We start from the raw sequence: 14,521 nt of genomic DNA, 5'->3' as shown, positions 1-14,521 counted from the left end.
CGTCCTTACATATCGTCCATCGCGGCGAACAGGCCGGCAGGCAACTCCTGCTCGATCTGCACGATCCGGTTGCGCCCGTCCCGCTTGGCTTCGGCCATGGCTTTTTCGGCGCGCTGGATCATCATGTCGGCCGTTTCGGCCGGCGCATTGGTGGTCAGCCCGGTCGAAAACGTGATCGTGCGGCCCGGCGTGACGGTTTCCCAGTCGAACGCGCCAACCTTGGCGTTGAGGCGGTTCATCGCCAGCACCCCCTGGTGCAGCCAGGTGGCCGGCAGGATGATGCCGAATTCATCGCTCTCGATGCGGCCGAAACGGTCCAGCGTGCGCAGCAGCTCGGTGGCCGAGCGGGTGACCGCCTGCAGCACCGCGTCGCCGCTGTCGTGGCCGAACTGCAGGTTGACCTCCTTCATGTGGTCGATGCCGATCATGGCCACGCAGAACGGCTGGCCGGTGCGCGAAGAGCGCTGCAGCTCTTCGGCCACCAGTTCGGTCAGCGCGCGCCGGTTCAGCGCGCCGGTCAGGGTGTCGTGGCGCGTCAGCGACTCGGTCAGGTCCAGGATTTCCTGCTCTTTTTCAGCCAGCCTGGCGCGCAAGGGCGCGCATTCCGGGCAACCGTCGCATTGTGTGCTCATGAAAGATTCCTTCGAGATTGTGCTTGTACGCAAAGCTTAACGCCGGAGTTACCTGCAATCAAGCATTATCGCCACGCGCTTGCGACTCCCGCTTGCGGCACGCGCTTGCGGCTCCCGCTTGCGCCACGCGCTTGCCGCTCCCGCTTGCGGCGCCCGCTTGCGGCGCCCTCTTTCAGCGGCCGGCACGGACGGAGGCGCGCGCCCCCTGCGCCAGCGCCGGATCCAGGCGGCGGATGGCAAAGCGGTTGCGCCCGTCGTTCTTGGCCGCGTACAGGGCCTCGTCCGACAGCGCCAGGTAATCTTCCATGCTGGCGTCCCCACCGCCGATGGCGATGCCGACGCTGGTCGTCACCTGCACCTGCTTGCCGGCGCACAGGAAGGGCGTGCGCGCCATGTCGAGGATTTTGCCGGCCAGGATTGCCGGTTCGGCATCATTGCTCACGCCTTCGAAGATCGCCACGAATTCGTCGCCGGCCAGGCGCGCCACGCTGTCGGTCGAGCGCACCGCCGCGCGCAGGCGTTTTGCGAACTCGACCAACACCTCGTCGCCGCCCTTGTGGCCGTAGGTGTCGTTGATGGCCTTGAAATGGTCGATGTCGAGGTAGGCCAGCGCGACCACGCTGTCGGCGCGCGCGGCGCGGGCCAGTGCGGCGGCGAAAGTTTCCTCGAACATGCGGCGGTTGTCGATGCCGGTCAGGATGTCGGTACGGGCCTGGGCGGCGAGCTTGACTTCGGCCTCCTGGCGCTGTTGCGAAAGCGTGAAGAAGGCGCGGCTTAATTCGCCGAATTCGTCGCGCCGGCACACGTTGAACACGTCGATCCCGACCGTGCCATCGACCATCCCGGCCACATGCCCGCGCAGTTCGCCCAGCGGACGCAGCAAGCGCAGGATGGCCAGCCAGCCGGCCAGTCCGGCCAGCGCCGCCACCGCGACCGAGGCCAGCAGCGCGGTCGGGCGCAGGTGGATCAGCGGCGTGAACGCTTCGGCGACCGGATACACGGCGCCGACGATCCAGTCGGTCTTGTGCAGGCGCTTGTAGGTGATCAGGGCCCGCACGCCGGTCGTGGTGGGGCCTTCGACCCAGCCTTCGAAGCCGCCCAGCGCGGCGCTGGTGGCGGGATTGGCGCCGCCCGGCTCGTCCTGCACGCGCTGCAGGATGCGCGCCTTGTTCGGGTGGTGGATCACCGTGCCGTCGCCGGTGATCATGAACAGGTAGCCGGTGTCGCCCGAGCCGAGCGCGGCAAGCTGGCCGAAAAAGCGCGGCCGCTGCAGGTCGATGGCGCCGCCCAGCATCAAAATCAGCTTGCCGTCGGCGTCGTACAGCGGTTCGGTGATCAAGATCACCGGCTTGCCCGACAGGGTGCTCTTGAACGGGCGCGAGATGACGCCTTCGCGCGCGGCGACGGTGTCGGTAAAGTAAGCGCGCTTGCCAAAGTTAATCTTGTCGTTGGTGCGCCGGTCGTTCATATTGGCCCGCATGGTGCCGCCGCTGTCGAACACCAGCACATTGAAAAATTCGTCGCGCAGGCCCGCGTGCGCTTCCAGGAAGGCTTGCAGGCCGCCGCCTGGCTTGCCGTCGGTGTGGCCGAGCTCCTCGCGCAGGGTTTTGAGGAGCGTCTGGCGCGCCTCCAGGTCGGCGTCGATGTAGGCGGCCGCGCTCGACAACAGCGCCACCTGCTGCGAGCCGATCACATCGCGCATCTGGCGCTCGGCCAGTTGCAGCGACACGAAGGTCAGCACGCTGGTGGCCAGCAGCACCAGGCCGATCACCAGCACGGTCAGGCGGAACTTGAGCGTTGCTGGATTGAAGGTAAGTCGCATCGGTGTCGTTTTTCGGCAATGGTGACGCGTGGGCACGATGCCACGCACGCCATTTTACCTTGCCGCCGTCTTGATTACCCGGCAGCATGTCAATGGCGCGCCTAACACATCCGTGCAAGCGAACGCGACTATTTTGTAAAAAAGCTTAACATATATACATTGTTGGGGATTACCGCTGTAGGCAGGACGTGCAAACGGCGCCGCGCGGCGGAATCACCTGTAACATAGGAAACTAACGGACCAGTGCATGCGCCGCTTCAACGCCGCCCTGCCGGCCCGATTCGTGATCAAACCGAAGACCAAAAGGTGTACACAGTGCAGCCACAAACCCTCGCCACCAGCCCGACGCCGTCGGCAACGACCCGTCCCCACATCCTGATCGTCGACGACAATGCCGACGCCGCCGACACGCTCGGCACCTATCTCCAACTGTCCGGCTACGAGGTGACCATCGCCACCGATCCGTACGCCGCGCTGAACCTGGCGCGCGAACTGCGACCGCAGGTCTGCGTGCTCGACATCGGCCTGCCTGGCATGAATGGCAACGTGCTGGCGGAAAACCTGCGGCGCTTGCCGGATACCTCGGGCGCGGTGCTGATCGCCCTGACCGGTTACGGCCAGGCCTACGACAAGCAGCGTTCGCTGGGCGCCGGATTCGATCATTATTTCGTCAAGCCGGTCAATCCGGGCTCGATCAAGGACTTGATCGACCGCATGCCGTAAGCTGTCCGCGCCCTGCGCCGGCGTCTGTTGACGAATCAAAATACAACACCGGCTGCCGGCGCGGCCGGGCGGGGGTGGGTCGGCCGGCCGGCCGCGCGCGCAGTGTCGATGGTAAATGCTCATTGCAAACGGTATAATTTTCGGCTCTCGCGGCGCCCGCAGCCGTTCACATTACCGCCCGCATTCATGACCGATCCCGCCATCCCTGCCCGCCTTCCCGCTTTTCTTTCGGATGCGGGCGGCATGGGCGCCGCCTTCGCCGCCGTCGACTGGGCCAGCACCTCGCTGGGGCCGATCGCGCTGTGGCCGCAAGCGCTCAAGACCAGCGTCGCGCTGATGCTGCGTTCGCCCGTTGCGATGACGCTGCTGTGGGGACCGGACGGCGTCATGCTCTACAACGCTGCGTATTCGGTGTTTGCCGGAGAAAACCATCCTGCCATCCTGGGCACGCCAGTGTGCGCCAGCTTTCCCGATGTGGCCGGGTTCAACCGGCAGGTGCTGTCGGTGGTGCTGGCCGGCGGCGCCCTCTCCTACCGCGACCAGGAACTGAGCTGGACCCGCAACGGCGCGCTCCAGCAGTTCTGGCTCAACCTCGACTATTCGCCGGTGCAGGGCGACGATGGCCGGGTCGATGGCGTGATCGCGATCGTCATCGACACCACCGCCAAGGTACTGGCCGAACGCCACGCGCGCGGCGAGATTGGCCGCCTGCACAGCATGTTCGAACAGGCGCCCGGCTTCATGGCACTGCTCGGCGGCCCGCAGCACGAATTCATCCTGGCCAACAATGCCTATCTCGACCTGGTCGGCAACCGCGACCTGATCGGGCGCAGCGTGCGCGAGGTGCTGCCGGAAGCGGCGGAACAGGGGTTTATCGCGCACCTCGACCGCATGTTCAGCAGCGGCGAAGCGTTTCGTGGCAACGACGTCGCCTTTGCCATCTCGGCCACCGAGGCCGCGCCGGCGCGCCAGGTCTACCTCGACTTCGTCTACCAGCCGGTGCGCGACGACAAGGGCGCGATCTGGGGCGTGTTCGTGCAGGGCGCCGACGTGACCGAGCGCGTCAACGCCGAACGGATGACCCGCGCCAACGAGCGCAAGTTTCGGGTCTGGGCCCAGGCCATGCCCAACCACGTCTGGTCGGCCCGCGCCGACGGCTACCTCGACTGGTTCAACGAGCGCGTGTACGCCTACAGCGGCGCGGCCAAGGGCACGCTCGATGGCGACGGCTGGGCCAGCCTGGTCTACGAGCACGACCTGGCCGCCGCCGCCGCGCTGTGGCGCCAGGCCATCGCCGAGCGCGTCGTGTACGAGACCCAATTTCGCCTCCGCCGCGCCGATGGCTCCTTCCGCTGGCACCTGTCGCGCGCCTTGCCGATCTTCAGCGACAGTGGCGAGCTGATCAGCTGGATCGGCACCAATACCGACATCGACGACCACAAGAGCAGCGCGCTGGCGCTCGAACGGCTCAACAGCACGCTGGCCGAGCAGGTCAGCGCCCGCACCGCCGAGCGCGACCGCATGTGGCGCCTGTCGACCGACATCATGCTGGTGGCCGATTTTGACGCCCGCATCATTGCCGCCAATCCCGCCTTCAGCGCGATGCTGGGCTGGGATGCCGCCACCGTGGTCGGACAGTCGTTCATGGACCTGGTTCACCCGGACGACCGCGCCGCCACGGCGCAACAAGTGAGCGCGCTGGGCACGGGCGCGACCACGTTCCGCTTCGAGAACCGCTACCGCCGGCGCGATGGCGGCTACAGCACCCTGTCGTGGAGCGCCGCGCCCGACAATGAATTCATCCACGCGGTCGGGCGCGACATCACGGCCGAGCGCCAGGCCGCCGCAGCGATGCGCCAGACCGAACTGGCATTGCAGCAGGCCCAGAAAATGGAAACCATCGGCAAGCTGACCGGCGGCGTGGCGCACGATTTCAACAACCTGCTGCAAGTTATCTCGGGCAACCTGCAATTGCTGTCGAAAGATGTGCAAGACAACCCGCGCGCGGCCCAGCGCGTGGAAAACGCCATGGCCGGGGTCGCGCGCGGCGCCAAGCTGGCCAGCTACCTGCTCGCCTTCGGGCGGCGCCAGGCGCTCGAACCGAAGGTGGTCAAGATCGGCAGCTTCGTGCTCGGCATGGAAGACATGCTGCGCCGCAGCCTGGGCGAAGCGATCGATATCGACACCGTGATCTCGGACGGCTTGTGGAACACCCTGGTCGATACGGCCCAGGTCGAAAACGCGCTGCTGAACCTGGCGATCAACGCGCGCGACGCCATGGATGGACGCGGCCGCCTGAGCATCGAAGTCGGCAACGCCGTGCTCGACGAGCTGTACGCCAGTTGCCACTCGGAAGTCGACGCCGGGCAGTACGTGATGCTGGCCGTGAGCGACACCGGCAAGGGCATGACGCCGGAAGTGCTGGCGCAGGCGTTCGAGCCCTTCTTCTCGACCAAGCCGGAGGGCAAGGGAACCGGGCTGGGCTTGTCGATGGTGTACGGCTTCGTCAAGCAATCCGGCGGGCACGTCAAGATTGACAGCGAAGAGGGACACGGCACCACGGTCCGCATCTATCTGCCGCGCTCGTTCGAGATGGAAGAGGCGCAGGCGATGCCGGTCGATTCCGTGTATGTCGGCGGCACCGAAACCATTCTGGTGGCGGAAGACGACGACGGCGTGCGCGCCACCGTGGTGGATATGTTGAGCGAGCTCGGCTACCGCGTGCTCAAGGCCAGCGACGCCGCCAGCGCGCTGGCCGTGATCGACAGCGGCGTGCAGGTCGACCTGCTGTTTACCGATGTGGTCATGCCAGGCCCGCTACGCAGCCCCGACCTGGCGCGCAAGGCCCGCGAGCGCTTGCCCCAACTGGCGGTGCTGTTTACGTCCGGCTACACCGAGAACGCCATCGTGCATGGCGGGCGGGTCGACGCCGGCGTGGAACTGCTCGGCAAGCCCTACACGCGCGAAGCGCTGGCCAGGAAAATCCGCCATGTGCTGGCCAACCAGAAGCAGAAACTGCTCACCTTGCCGGATCAGCCTGCCACCCTGGCGCCGGCGGCGCTGCGCGTGCTGCTGGTCGAAGACGAGCCGGCGGTCGGCGAAATCACCTTTGAAATGCTCAAGCTGATGGGGCATGCGGTGGAGTACGCCACCGATGCCCAGGCCGCGCTCGACGCCGTGGCACGCACCGGCTTCGACGTGATGATTACCGATGTCGGCCTGCCCGGACTGCCGGGCAATGTACTGGCGGAAAAGGTGCGGGCGATCCTGCCGGGACTGGCGGTGGTGTTTGCCACCGGGCAGATCCACCCGGGCGTGGCGCCGGGCGACCTGGTGCTCAGCAAGCCCTACGACATGAATGCACTGGTGGCGGTGATGCAGAAAATCATCGAGCGCAGGGGCTGAGACGCTACTTTTTGGTCCAGTAGCCGAATTCGCTCTCGTAGCAGTTGGTATCGATTTCGGCGATCTTTTCCTGCATCACCGCTTGCGCATCCTGCACGGCCTGGTTGTAGATCGACGGGCCGATTTCGCGCAGGCAAAAGTCGAGCAGCAGGCGCGCCTTGAGCACGCCCACCTCTTCATCGAAATTCTTCATGCAATAGCGCTGCAGCGACGACAACAGCCGCTCCTCGGTTTCCTGGTTCAGTTTAATGGCCATCGTTGTTTCATGTGACGTGATCGGGAGCCGCAGCTTAGCAGAATCAGGCTGGGTCAGGAACGGCGCCGGCCGGCTCGCGGTACATGATATCGGTGCGCAAGACGTATTTGGTGCCGCTTTCCACCACCGAACCCTGATGCATCTGCCGATGCGGGAACACCAGCGCGGAACCGGCTTTGGGCTTGATGCTTTCCCACGCAAAATCGGTATGGCCGCCGGTAAAATCGTCGTTCAGATAAAGCAGGATGGTCAGGAAACTGACCTCCGTGTCGCTGCGCTCGTAGTTGCCGTCCTTGTGCGCCTTGAAGAACTGCGCGCCGTGATAGCGGTAAAAGCGGAAGCGCTCGTTAAAGCCGCTCAGTTCCCAGTCGCGTTGCAGCGGCGGCAGGAAGGGCGCGGCGCGCTGGTACAGCTGGTCGGCCAGCGTGGCGTTATCGTAGATAATGCGGTCGTTATTCCGAAAATCGAGCGCCATCAGCTCGCCCGTGCTGGTTGTCAGGCCGGCGGCCGTGTAGCCAATCGCTTCGCTCTCGGCGATATGTCGCGCGCATTCTTCCGGGGTAAGAAAATCATGGATATAGAAGATACCCATGCCAAATTTTTCGATGTGCATGATAAGTTGTCCTGTCGATGAGGTGAAATTGCGAACGTTCCCGGTGCATGGAACGCGCCGTCATCGGTTGAACCACTTCTCTTTTGCAAGCTCACAGGGCTTGATATCGTATTGCTGGCCGTCGTAGCGGATCAGCGACACACTCAGCCTCTCGTCGTCGTTCTCCACCTCGCGCAACTCGCCGTGGAAGATCATGGCCGCGGCGGTGGTGTGCGGATCGTTCGGCAGCACTTTGCAGGTGCCGGCCAAAATCCGGCCGCCAGCGACAAACCGGTCGAGCTTCAGGAAAGCGCCCAGGGCATGCAAAGCCTGCTCATCGCACGCCTGCACGGCGAACGCGGATGCGCCCCATGCAGAAAGTACCAGCGCGGCGAGCGCTTTTTTCAGGGTTTTCATCGTTCTCTATTTTATGGACAGCCAAAAACAAGCGGACATTTACGCAATGGCGACATTCAGGCCGCTGTTAACGCTTGTCGCGATACGAGGGTATTGCAGCGCGATAACATTTGTCAAGGTGGCTGAGCAATTCCAGGAATTCGCTCTTGTCGATATTCATATTCAATTCTTTGCTCGACACGACCTCGCCGCGCAGGGCGAGCAAGTCATTGCGCAGCTTTGCCAGCGCCTCGCAGTTGCGCGCGGCATTGACCTTGCCGAGCGATGCCGCCACGCCGTCCGCCGAAAAATCGAACGCTTGCACGCCGCAACACCCGGCCACGCACTGCGTTTCCAGCGCCGCCCACATGCTTGCCAGTTCCGGCATCAAATGGTCGATCTTCACCGCCGTGCGATAGCGCCCGCCCAGGTCAATGTGTTCTATCCAGGTATCCGGCCCGGTTGCGATGGCGTCTTTTGGACGCGGGACTGTTTGATTCATCGCTTTTCCCTTTAATGGCCACCATTTAACTATACCAAAGTATAAGTGCCGCTTGCAGCAGTCCCCCTATACTCGTCTGCCACCCGTTCGGACGACAAGCACACCATCATGCAAACCGCATTTTCCCTGCGCCGGGCGAGCGCCGCGCTGGCCCTCGTGCTCGCTGCCTTCACCATTCCGGCAGCCGCCGCACCATCGGCGGCGCTGCTGCAACGCTGCGCCGCCTGCCATGGCGCGACCGGCAACACGGCCGCCGCGCTGTATCCCAATCTGGCGGGCCAGTCCGCCGCGTATATCGAACTGCAACTGAATAATTTCCGCAGCGGCGAACGGCCCCACGCGCAGATGCGCGCCGTCGCCGGCCAACTGACCGGGCCCGAAATGCGCGAGCTCGCCGCCTTTTACGCGGCCCAGCCGGTCAAGCCCCAGCCGTCGCTCGATGCCGCCCTGGAACAGCAGGGTCGCCGGATTTTCGAGCACGGCAGCACCGGGGGCGCCCCGGCCTGCGCCGGCTGCCACGGGCCGCAGGGCCACGGCCAGGCGCCGTTCCCGCGCATCGCCTCGCAGCCGGCCAGCTACACGCTGGAACAGTTGAAGGTGTACCGCGACGCGCCCAAATTCAACAATCCGCTGGCCACGGCGATGAAAGAAGTGGCCGTCAAGCTCGGCGAGGCCGACATGCGCGCCGTCGCGGCCTATCTGGCAACCGTGCGCTAAGTGCGCCACCACGCTGTCGCCGCCGATCCAGGTCTGGCCGCCGTGTCGGTAAAACCGGAAGGCCAGGACCGGCAGCAGCGCCCGGACCAGCGTTGGCATGCGGTCACACAAACGCCATCTTGCGAAAATGCCGGCATGATACGGGATTGCGGCGGCGCAGCAAACTGATCCAAGCCGCAGGCGCGCTGGCATGGCATGATCGCGCTCACCCATTAACAGAAAGTCAATGCGCGATGTCCGCCGCCTTCCCTCCCATCCGCGTCCTGGTCGCCGACGACCACAGCCTGCTGCGCGAAGGCATCGTCGCGCTGCTGGCCGGCGACAGCGGCATCGAGGTCGTCGGCCAGGCCGCCAACGGTGAAGAAGCGCTCGAATGCTTCATCCGCCTGCGGCCGGACGTGACGCTGATGGACCTGCAAATGCCGCTCATGGGCGGGCACGAGGCGATGCTGGCGATCCGCGCGCTGGCGCCAAACGCGCGCGTGCTGGTGCTGACCACCTACAAGGGCGACGCCCGCATTGCGCGCACGCTCGGCGCCGGTGCTTGCGGCTATCTGCTCAAATGCGCGATCCGGCTCAACCTGGCCGATGCGATTGCCCGCGTGCACGCCGGGCACCGCTATATTCCAGCCGAGGTGGCTGCCGAAATGGCCAACTACTTCGGCAGCGATAATTTGTCCGGACGCGAGCTGGAAGTGCTGCGCCTGGTCGCCGACGGCAATTCGAACCGCGAAGTGGGCGTGCGCCTGGCTATCAAGGAAGAAACCGTCAAGGCGCATGTGAGCGCGGTACTCTCCAAGCTCGGCGCCAGGGACCGCACCCACGCCACCACGATCGCGCTGCGGCGCGGCATCCTGACCTTGTAACCCACCTTTACACGTTTACCGAGGCAATTGAATGAATCAAGCGAATGACAACGACGCCCTGCGCGCCAGCCTGCAAGCGGTGCCGCGCGCCCTGCGCACCCTGCACAAAGCCCTGATCGATGTGGAAACCGTATATTTCGGCGCGGTCGGCAGCCCACTTGAGCACTTGCAACTGATCACCAATCATCCCCATTTCGCGTGGCTGCAAGCGATGTCGGCGCTGATGGCTGCGCTCGACGAAGCCCTCGACGAGCCGGACACGCTGACCCGCGAGGCCGTCGCCGGCTGGCGCGCGGCGATCGAGGAACTGGTCGGCCCAGGCACGGCGGCGGCGAGCGCGTTCCGCACCAAGTACATCATCCTGCTGCACGACTCGCCGGATGTGGCGATTGCCCACGGCGCCTTGCGCCAGTTGCTGGGACACTTGCCGAAGCAAATGTAGATTCCCGAACTGGCGGAGTCGGGAGATTGGCCGGCAGCGGCAAGCGCATGGCAGGCGCTTGAAAACCATCGTGACATACTGTCCTATAATGGCGCAACGGCTGGCCGCAAGCATGGCCGGCCATCGGACGGGAGCTGCGCGTATGACACTGGAATGGACGGAATCGCTCGATGCAATCGATTGGGACGAGCTGTCGGCGCTGTACAAGATCGCGCTCGGCGACAAGCCTGCGGCCGAGCTTGCCATCGTGTTTGCCAACAGCCGTTACTGCTGCTTCGTGCGGGCGCACGGACGCATCGTCGGCGTGGGCCGCGCTTTGGCCGATGGGATCGATACGTCCTACCTGTGCGATATCGCCGTATTGCCTCAATACCAGGGTACGGGCTTGGGCAAGCAAATCGTCGCCAGGCTGGTCGCGCTGTCGCAGGGACACAAGAAGATCTTGCTATACGCGGTGCCCGGCAAGGAGCCGTTCTATCGCCGCTTCGGCTTCAGGCGCATGACGACGGCCATGGCGCTGTTCGACAACGAGCCGCTGGCGCGCGAGCGCGGCTACCTCGCCGACGAGGCGTCGTAACCCGCCCGTCGCCGGCATGGCGCGCCACCGCATTCAACGACTTTCTGACGCGGGACACCAGAGCTCAGGCAAACGCCTTGCGCAGCACCTGCTGCAAGGTACGCGGCGCCTTGCCGGAGAGCTTTTGCACGTCGCCGGTGACGATATCGAACATTCCAGATGCCATCCCATGATGCAGGCAGATCACGGCGCGCGCGATGTCCGGCGGCGTGCCCATGACCTGCAGCGCGGCGCGCATTGCCGCTTCCGTCATCGGCAGGAAGCCCATCCCGGCGCCCGAGGCCTTGGCGATGATGGCGGCACGCTGCTCGCCGGTGAGCGCCGCCGGCCCGGTCAGATTGTAGGTCGCGCCCACATGACCGTCGGTCGTCAGCAGGCCGGCGGCGGACGCGGCCACGTCGTCGCGCGCGACGTAAGCGACGCGGTTTTCGGTGAAGCAGGCCAGCAAGCCATGTCCCAGCGACCCCAACGCCTCTTCGGCCAGCGCTTCGGCGAAGTAGTTCATGCGCAGGATGCTCCAGCGCGGCGCCGTGCGCATCAGGTGCTGTTCGGCGGCGAAGTACGGCGCGTACAGGTCAGGTTCGGCGATATCGCGCGCGCCGCAGCTCGACAGGATCACGATGTGCCCTACCCCTGCGGCGACGGCCGCGTCGATCGCCGCAATGTTCTGGCGCGAGCGCACGCCCGGCGCCAGCGCGATGGTCGGAATCAGCAGCAGGCGGTCCAGCCCCGCATACGCCGCCGCCAGCGAAGACGGCTCATCGTAGTCGCCAAAGCGCCCTTGCAACGGGGCTGCGATGGCTTGCGGCGTGCGCGAAATACCGACCAGTTCGTGACCGCCGCCGCGCGCGGCGAGTTCCTTGAGCGTGGATTGGCCAAGATGGCCGCTGGCGCCGCTGATACCGATCTGCATCGTTTTCCGCTTTCCTTGTGTTCACATGGTTGTTGTTTCCTGCGCAATGGTATGCGATTGGCAATGAAAATTCAAACCTATTTAGATAGGCGCGACAACGTGTCCTGGCACCGCCAAGCGGCTAAGCGAAAACGCCTGGCATGGCAGATGTGCGAATGGGCCTGGCCTGGACTGGCATCGACCGACACGCTTGGCGCGCCCTACTGGCACGGCTACAGGCCGGCGTCATCCCTGAACTCGTCGAGCATCGCATCGAAATCGTCCGGACCGAAGTGCGCGGCTTGTTCGGGCAACAGCCAGGTCGAGACCGTGTCGAGATACATCAGTAGCTCTTCCGGGTCGCCTGCGTCCACCCTGCCCTGGAACCAGCTTGCGTATCCGGGAAGCTCGGCCAGCACGTAGTCGCGGGCGCGCTCATGCTCCATGTCGCGATTCCTAACGCAAGGCGGGCACTGGCGCGGAACCGGCCGCCAGCTTGCGCGGCGCGTGGGCCGCTCCGCTCACCGTGAACGTGCCCACCACCGCGCTCAGCTCCCGGGCCTGCTCCTGCATCGAGGCGGCGGCGGCCGCCGCCTGCTCGACCAGCGCCGCGTTTTGCTGGGTGACCTTGTCCATCTGCGCGATCGCCTGATTCACCTGCACGATGCCGGCGCTCTGCTCCTGGCCGGCGGTGGTGATCTCGGCCATGATATCGGTCACCCGGCGCACGCTGGCCACCACTTCCTTCATGGTCGTGCCGGCAGTGTCGACCAGCTTGCTGCCGATCTCGACCTTTTCGACCGAATCGCCGATCAGGCCCTTGATCTCGCGCGCGGCCGCCGCGCTGCGCTGGGCCAGGTTGCGCACTTCGGTCGCCACCACCGCGAACCCGCGTCCCTGCTCGCCGGCGCGCGCCGCTTCCACCGCCGCGTTCAGGGCCAGGATGTTGGTCTGGAAGGCAATGCCGTCGATCACGCCGATGATGTCGGCAATGCGCCTGGCCGATTCGTTGATCGAGCCCATGGTGCCGACCACTTCGGCCACCACCGCGCCGCCGCGCATCGCCACGTCCGACGCGGCCGAGGCCAGGGTGTTGGCCTGGCGCACGCTGTCGGTGTTGTGCTGCACCGTCGTGGTCAATTCTTCCATCGAGGCGGCGGTTTCTTCCAGCGAACTGGCCTGCTCTTCCGTACGTCCGGACAAGTCCATATTGCCGGCCGCAATTTCGCTCGACGCGGTCGAGATGGTATCGGTGCCGGCCCGGACCTTCATCACCAGTGCGGCCAGGCTGTGCTGCATGGTGCGCATGGCCACCATCAAGCTGTCGGGAGCGGCGTCGGCATCGACCACAATGTTGGCGGTCAGGTCGCCCGCCGCGATCGAGGCGGCGATTTCGGCGGCGTAGTGCGGTTCGCCCCCGAGCTGGTGCATGACGTTGCGGGTCAGCCAGAAGGCGATGCCGCCGCCCAGCAGCACGGCCCCGGCCGCCAGCGCAAGGCTCAGGATCAGGGTGGCGCGGGTCTGCTTGGTCAGCTCGCCCTTGGCGATATCGACGGCGCCGTTTTTCGACTTGATCAGTTCCAGCAAGTCGCTGCGCATCTGGCGCCACAGCGGGGTCTCGTCGGCATTGAGTTTCTTGATGGCGGCGGCCTGGTCGGCCTTGGCCAGTTCGACCACGGCAGCCTGGATCTCGGTCTGGCGCTCGTGCAAGGTTTTCAGCGTTGCCAGGGACTGCGAGACGCTGGGGTCGTCCCTGGCCAGTTCCACCGCGGTGCCGTGGGCCTTGCGGAATTCGTCACGGGCCGCGCTCAGGTTCTTGTAGCCCTGCTGGTTCTCGGGCGCCAGGATGATGTTGCGCAGCGCCTGGCCCATTTGCAGGCCCTGCGCATACAGGGTGGTGCTGGCGCCCAGGAAGGCTTGATCTTGCTTGATGAATACTTCGAATTTCGTGGTCGCATTTTGCATGCCCGCAATGGCGACGCCCAGGGCGATCGTAAACAGGGTGAAAACAATCACCATGCACAAGGCCATTTTGTTCCGTAGTTTCATTGTGCTCAACCTCGTTCGTTGGGAATGCGCGGCGGCCGGCAAGACTACACCGGCGACAAATAGAGTGTTTCAGTACAGCACTAATTCTACCGACAATGACCAGCGTGACCGGCCTTGATTTACACAAATGGGGCCACGGCGCAACACAACTTAAAGCAATGGCAACAGGCGCGAGCAAGCCTGCGCCGGCGCGCCGCATCCATGCATCCGACAGCCCGGATCAGGGCTTGATGTAGGCGTGTTCTTCCTGCGTTTGCAGGCGCGCCACTTCGGCCACGCCGGATGGCACAATGGTCGCTTCGGGCAACACGCGCTTGCGGTCGATCTTGCGTGCTTCCAGGGTGTTGTTGCAGACCCTGAACTTGACGTTGCGGTTCGACAGTTCCTGCACCACCGCGTCGTATGGGTTGCCGTTCTTGTCCTTGGCGTCTTCCAGCAAAAAGTCGATGCCGGGGCCGTGCGTGACGACCACGATCTTCGCTTTCGGGCTGGCGTTGAGGTGATTGCGCACATTGCCGAGCGCACCCATGGCGTTGGCGCTGTCGGTCACGTGATAAACCACTTTTTCTTCGCGCTGGGCGGCGCTGGCCGGGGCAATGGCGACGGCGGCAACCACCATCACGGCGGCCATGGTGCGGAACAATTGCATG

General features: G+C 64.8%; 16 protein-coding genes. 6 read left to right on the top strand and 10 right to left on the bottom strand.

The features are described from left to right. Nucleotides 1–5: 5 nt before the first annotated feature. Both F0185_RS08135 and F0185_RS08130 read right to left on the bottom strand, forming a co-directional pair. A complete protein-coding gene (locus tag F0185_RS08135; RefSeq protein WP_167223284.1) occupies nucleotides 6–632 on the bottom strand; it encodes a GGDEF domain-containing protein in 627 nt (208 codons plus the stop codon). Nucleotides 633–804: 172 nt separating this feature from the next. Further along, nucleotides 805–2,454, bottom strand: a complete 1,650-nt coding sequence (locus F0185_RS08130; protein WP_167223282.1) for a sensor domain-containing diguanylate cyclase — start codon at nucleotides 2,452–2,454, stop codon at nucleotides 805–807. Nucleotides 2,455–2,769: 315 nt separating this feature from the next. Here F0185_RS08130 and F0185_RS08125 point away from each other — a divergent pair, with 315 nt between their 5' ends. Then, entirely contained in the window at nucleotides 2,770–3,177 is a 408-nt protein-coding gene (locus F0185_RS08125; protein WP_166884498.1) for a response regulator, read from the top strand. A 186-nt stretch (nucleotides 3,178–3,363) separates the two neighbouring features. After that, nucleotides 3,364–6,582 (top strand): hybrid sensor histidine kinase/response regulator, encoded by a 3,219-nt coding sequence (locus tag F0185_RS08120; RefSeq protein WP_167223280.1) that lies wholly within the window; start codon nucleotides 3,364–3,366, stop codon nucleotides 6,580–6,582. Nucleotides 6,583–6,586: 4 nt separating this feature from the next. Here F0185_RS08120 and F0185_RS08115 read toward each other — a convergent pair whose 3' ends face one another. From F0185_RS08115 to F0185_RS08100, 4 genes are all read right to left on the bottom strand, one after another. Beyond that, complete coding sequence (locus tag F0185_RS08115; RefSeq protein WP_166884494.1) at nucleotides 6,587–6,838, bottom strand: DUF2164 domain-containing protein; 252 nt, start codon at nucleotides 6,836–6,838, stop codon at nucleotides 6,587–6,589. A gap of 43 nt (nucleotides 6,839–6,881) precedes the next feature. Further along, nucleotides 6,882–7,451: a 2OG-Fe(II) oxygenase gene (locus tag F0185_RS08110; protein WP_167223278.1), complete on the bottom strand. Its 570-nt coding sequence runs from the start codon at nucleotides 7,449–7,451 to the stop codon at nucleotides 6,882–6,884. 60 nt (nucleotides 7,452–7,511) lie between these two features. Next, a complete protein-coding gene (locus F0185_RS08105; RefSeq protein ID WP_167223276.1) occupies nucleotides 7,512–7,847 on the bottom strand; it encodes a hypothetical protein in 336 nt (111 codons plus the stop codon). A 67-nt stretch (nucleotides 7,848–7,914) separates the two neighbouring features. Then, complete coding sequence (locus F0185_RS08100; protein ID WP_167223274.1) at nucleotides 7,915–8,328, bottom strand: DUF6331 family protein; 414 nt, start codon at nucleotides 8,326–8,328, stop codon at nucleotides 7,915–7,917. A gap of 108 nt (nucleotides 8,329–8,436) precedes the next feature. On the opposite strand from F0185_RS08100, the gene F0185_RS08095 reads away from it, so the two are divergent. From F0185_RS08095 to F0185_RS08080, 4 genes are all read left to right on the top strand, one after another. Continuing rightward, nucleotides 8,437–9,045 carry a c-type cytochrome gene (locus F0185_RS08095; RefSeq protein WP_167223272.1) on the top strand — a complete coding sequence of 203 codons (609 nt, stop codon included), beginning with the start codon at nucleotides 8,437–8,439 and terminating at the stop codon, nucleotides 9,043–9,045. A 233-nt stretch (nucleotides 9,046–9,278) separates the two neighbouring features. After that, a complete protein-coding gene (locus F0185_RS08090; protein ID WP_167223270.1) occupies nucleotides 9,279–9,911 on the top strand; it encodes a response regulator in 633 nt (210 codons plus the stop codon). A gap of 31 nt (nucleotides 9,912–9,942) precedes the next feature. Further along, entirely contained in the window at nucleotides 9,943–10,353 is a 411-nt protein-coding gene (locus F0185_RS08085; RefSeq protein WP_167223268.1) for a hypothetical protein, read from the top strand. A 142-nt stretch (nucleotides 10,354–10,495) separates the two neighbouring features. Further along, nucleotides 10,496–10,930, top strand: a complete 435-nt coding sequence (locus F0185_RS08080) for a GNAT family N-acetyltransferase (RefSeq protein ID WP_167223266.1) — start codon at nucleotides 10,496–10,498, stop codon at nucleotides 10,928–10,930. Between the two features lie 64 nt (nucleotides 10,931–10,994). Here F0185_RS08080 and F0185_RS08075 read toward each other — a convergent pair whose 3' ends face one another. The 4 genes from F0185_RS08075 to F0185_RS08060 all read right to left on the bottom strand — a co-directional run bounded on the left by F0185_RS08075 (nucleotide 10,995) and on the right by F0185_RS08060 (nucleotide 14,520). Then, nucleotides 10,995–11,843 carry an NAD(P)H-binding protein gene (locus F0185_RS08075; RefSeq protein ID WP_167223263.1) on the bottom strand — a complete coding sequence of 283 codons (849 nt, stop codon included), beginning with the start codon at nucleotides 11,841–11,843 and terminating at the stop codon, nucleotides 10,995–10,997. Nucleotides 11,844–12,055: 212 nt separating this feature from the next. Then, nucleotides 12,056–12,268, bottom strand: a complete 213-nt coding sequence (locus F0185_RS08070; RefSeq protein WP_167223261.1) for a hypothetical protein — start codon at nucleotides 12,266–12,268, stop codon at nucleotides 12,056–12,058. Between the two features lie 10 nt (nucleotides 12,269–12,278). Then, nucleotides 12,279–13,871, bottom strand: a complete 1,593-nt coding sequence (locus F0185_RS08065; RefSeq protein WP_167223259.1) for a methyl-accepting chemotaxis protein — start codon at nucleotides 13,869–13,871, stop codon at nucleotides 12,279–12,281. A 220-nt stretch (nucleotides 13,872–14,091) separates the two neighbouring features. Next, a complete protein-coding gene (locus F0185_RS08060; protein WP_167223257.1) occupies nucleotides 14,092–14,520 on the bottom strand; it encodes a DsrE family protein in 429 nt (142 codons plus the stop codon). Nucleotide 14,521: the final 1 nt, after the last annotated feature.

The organism is Massilia rubra (assembly GCF_011682065.1).
In the GTDB taxonomy this organism is placed as follows: domain Bacteria; phylum Pseudomonadota; class Gammaproteobacteria; order Burkholderiales; family Burkholderiaceae_D; genus Telluria_A; species Telluria_A rubra.
Note: the sequence above shows the minus strand (reverse complement) of the source record. Positions and strands in the feature narration are given on the sequence as shown.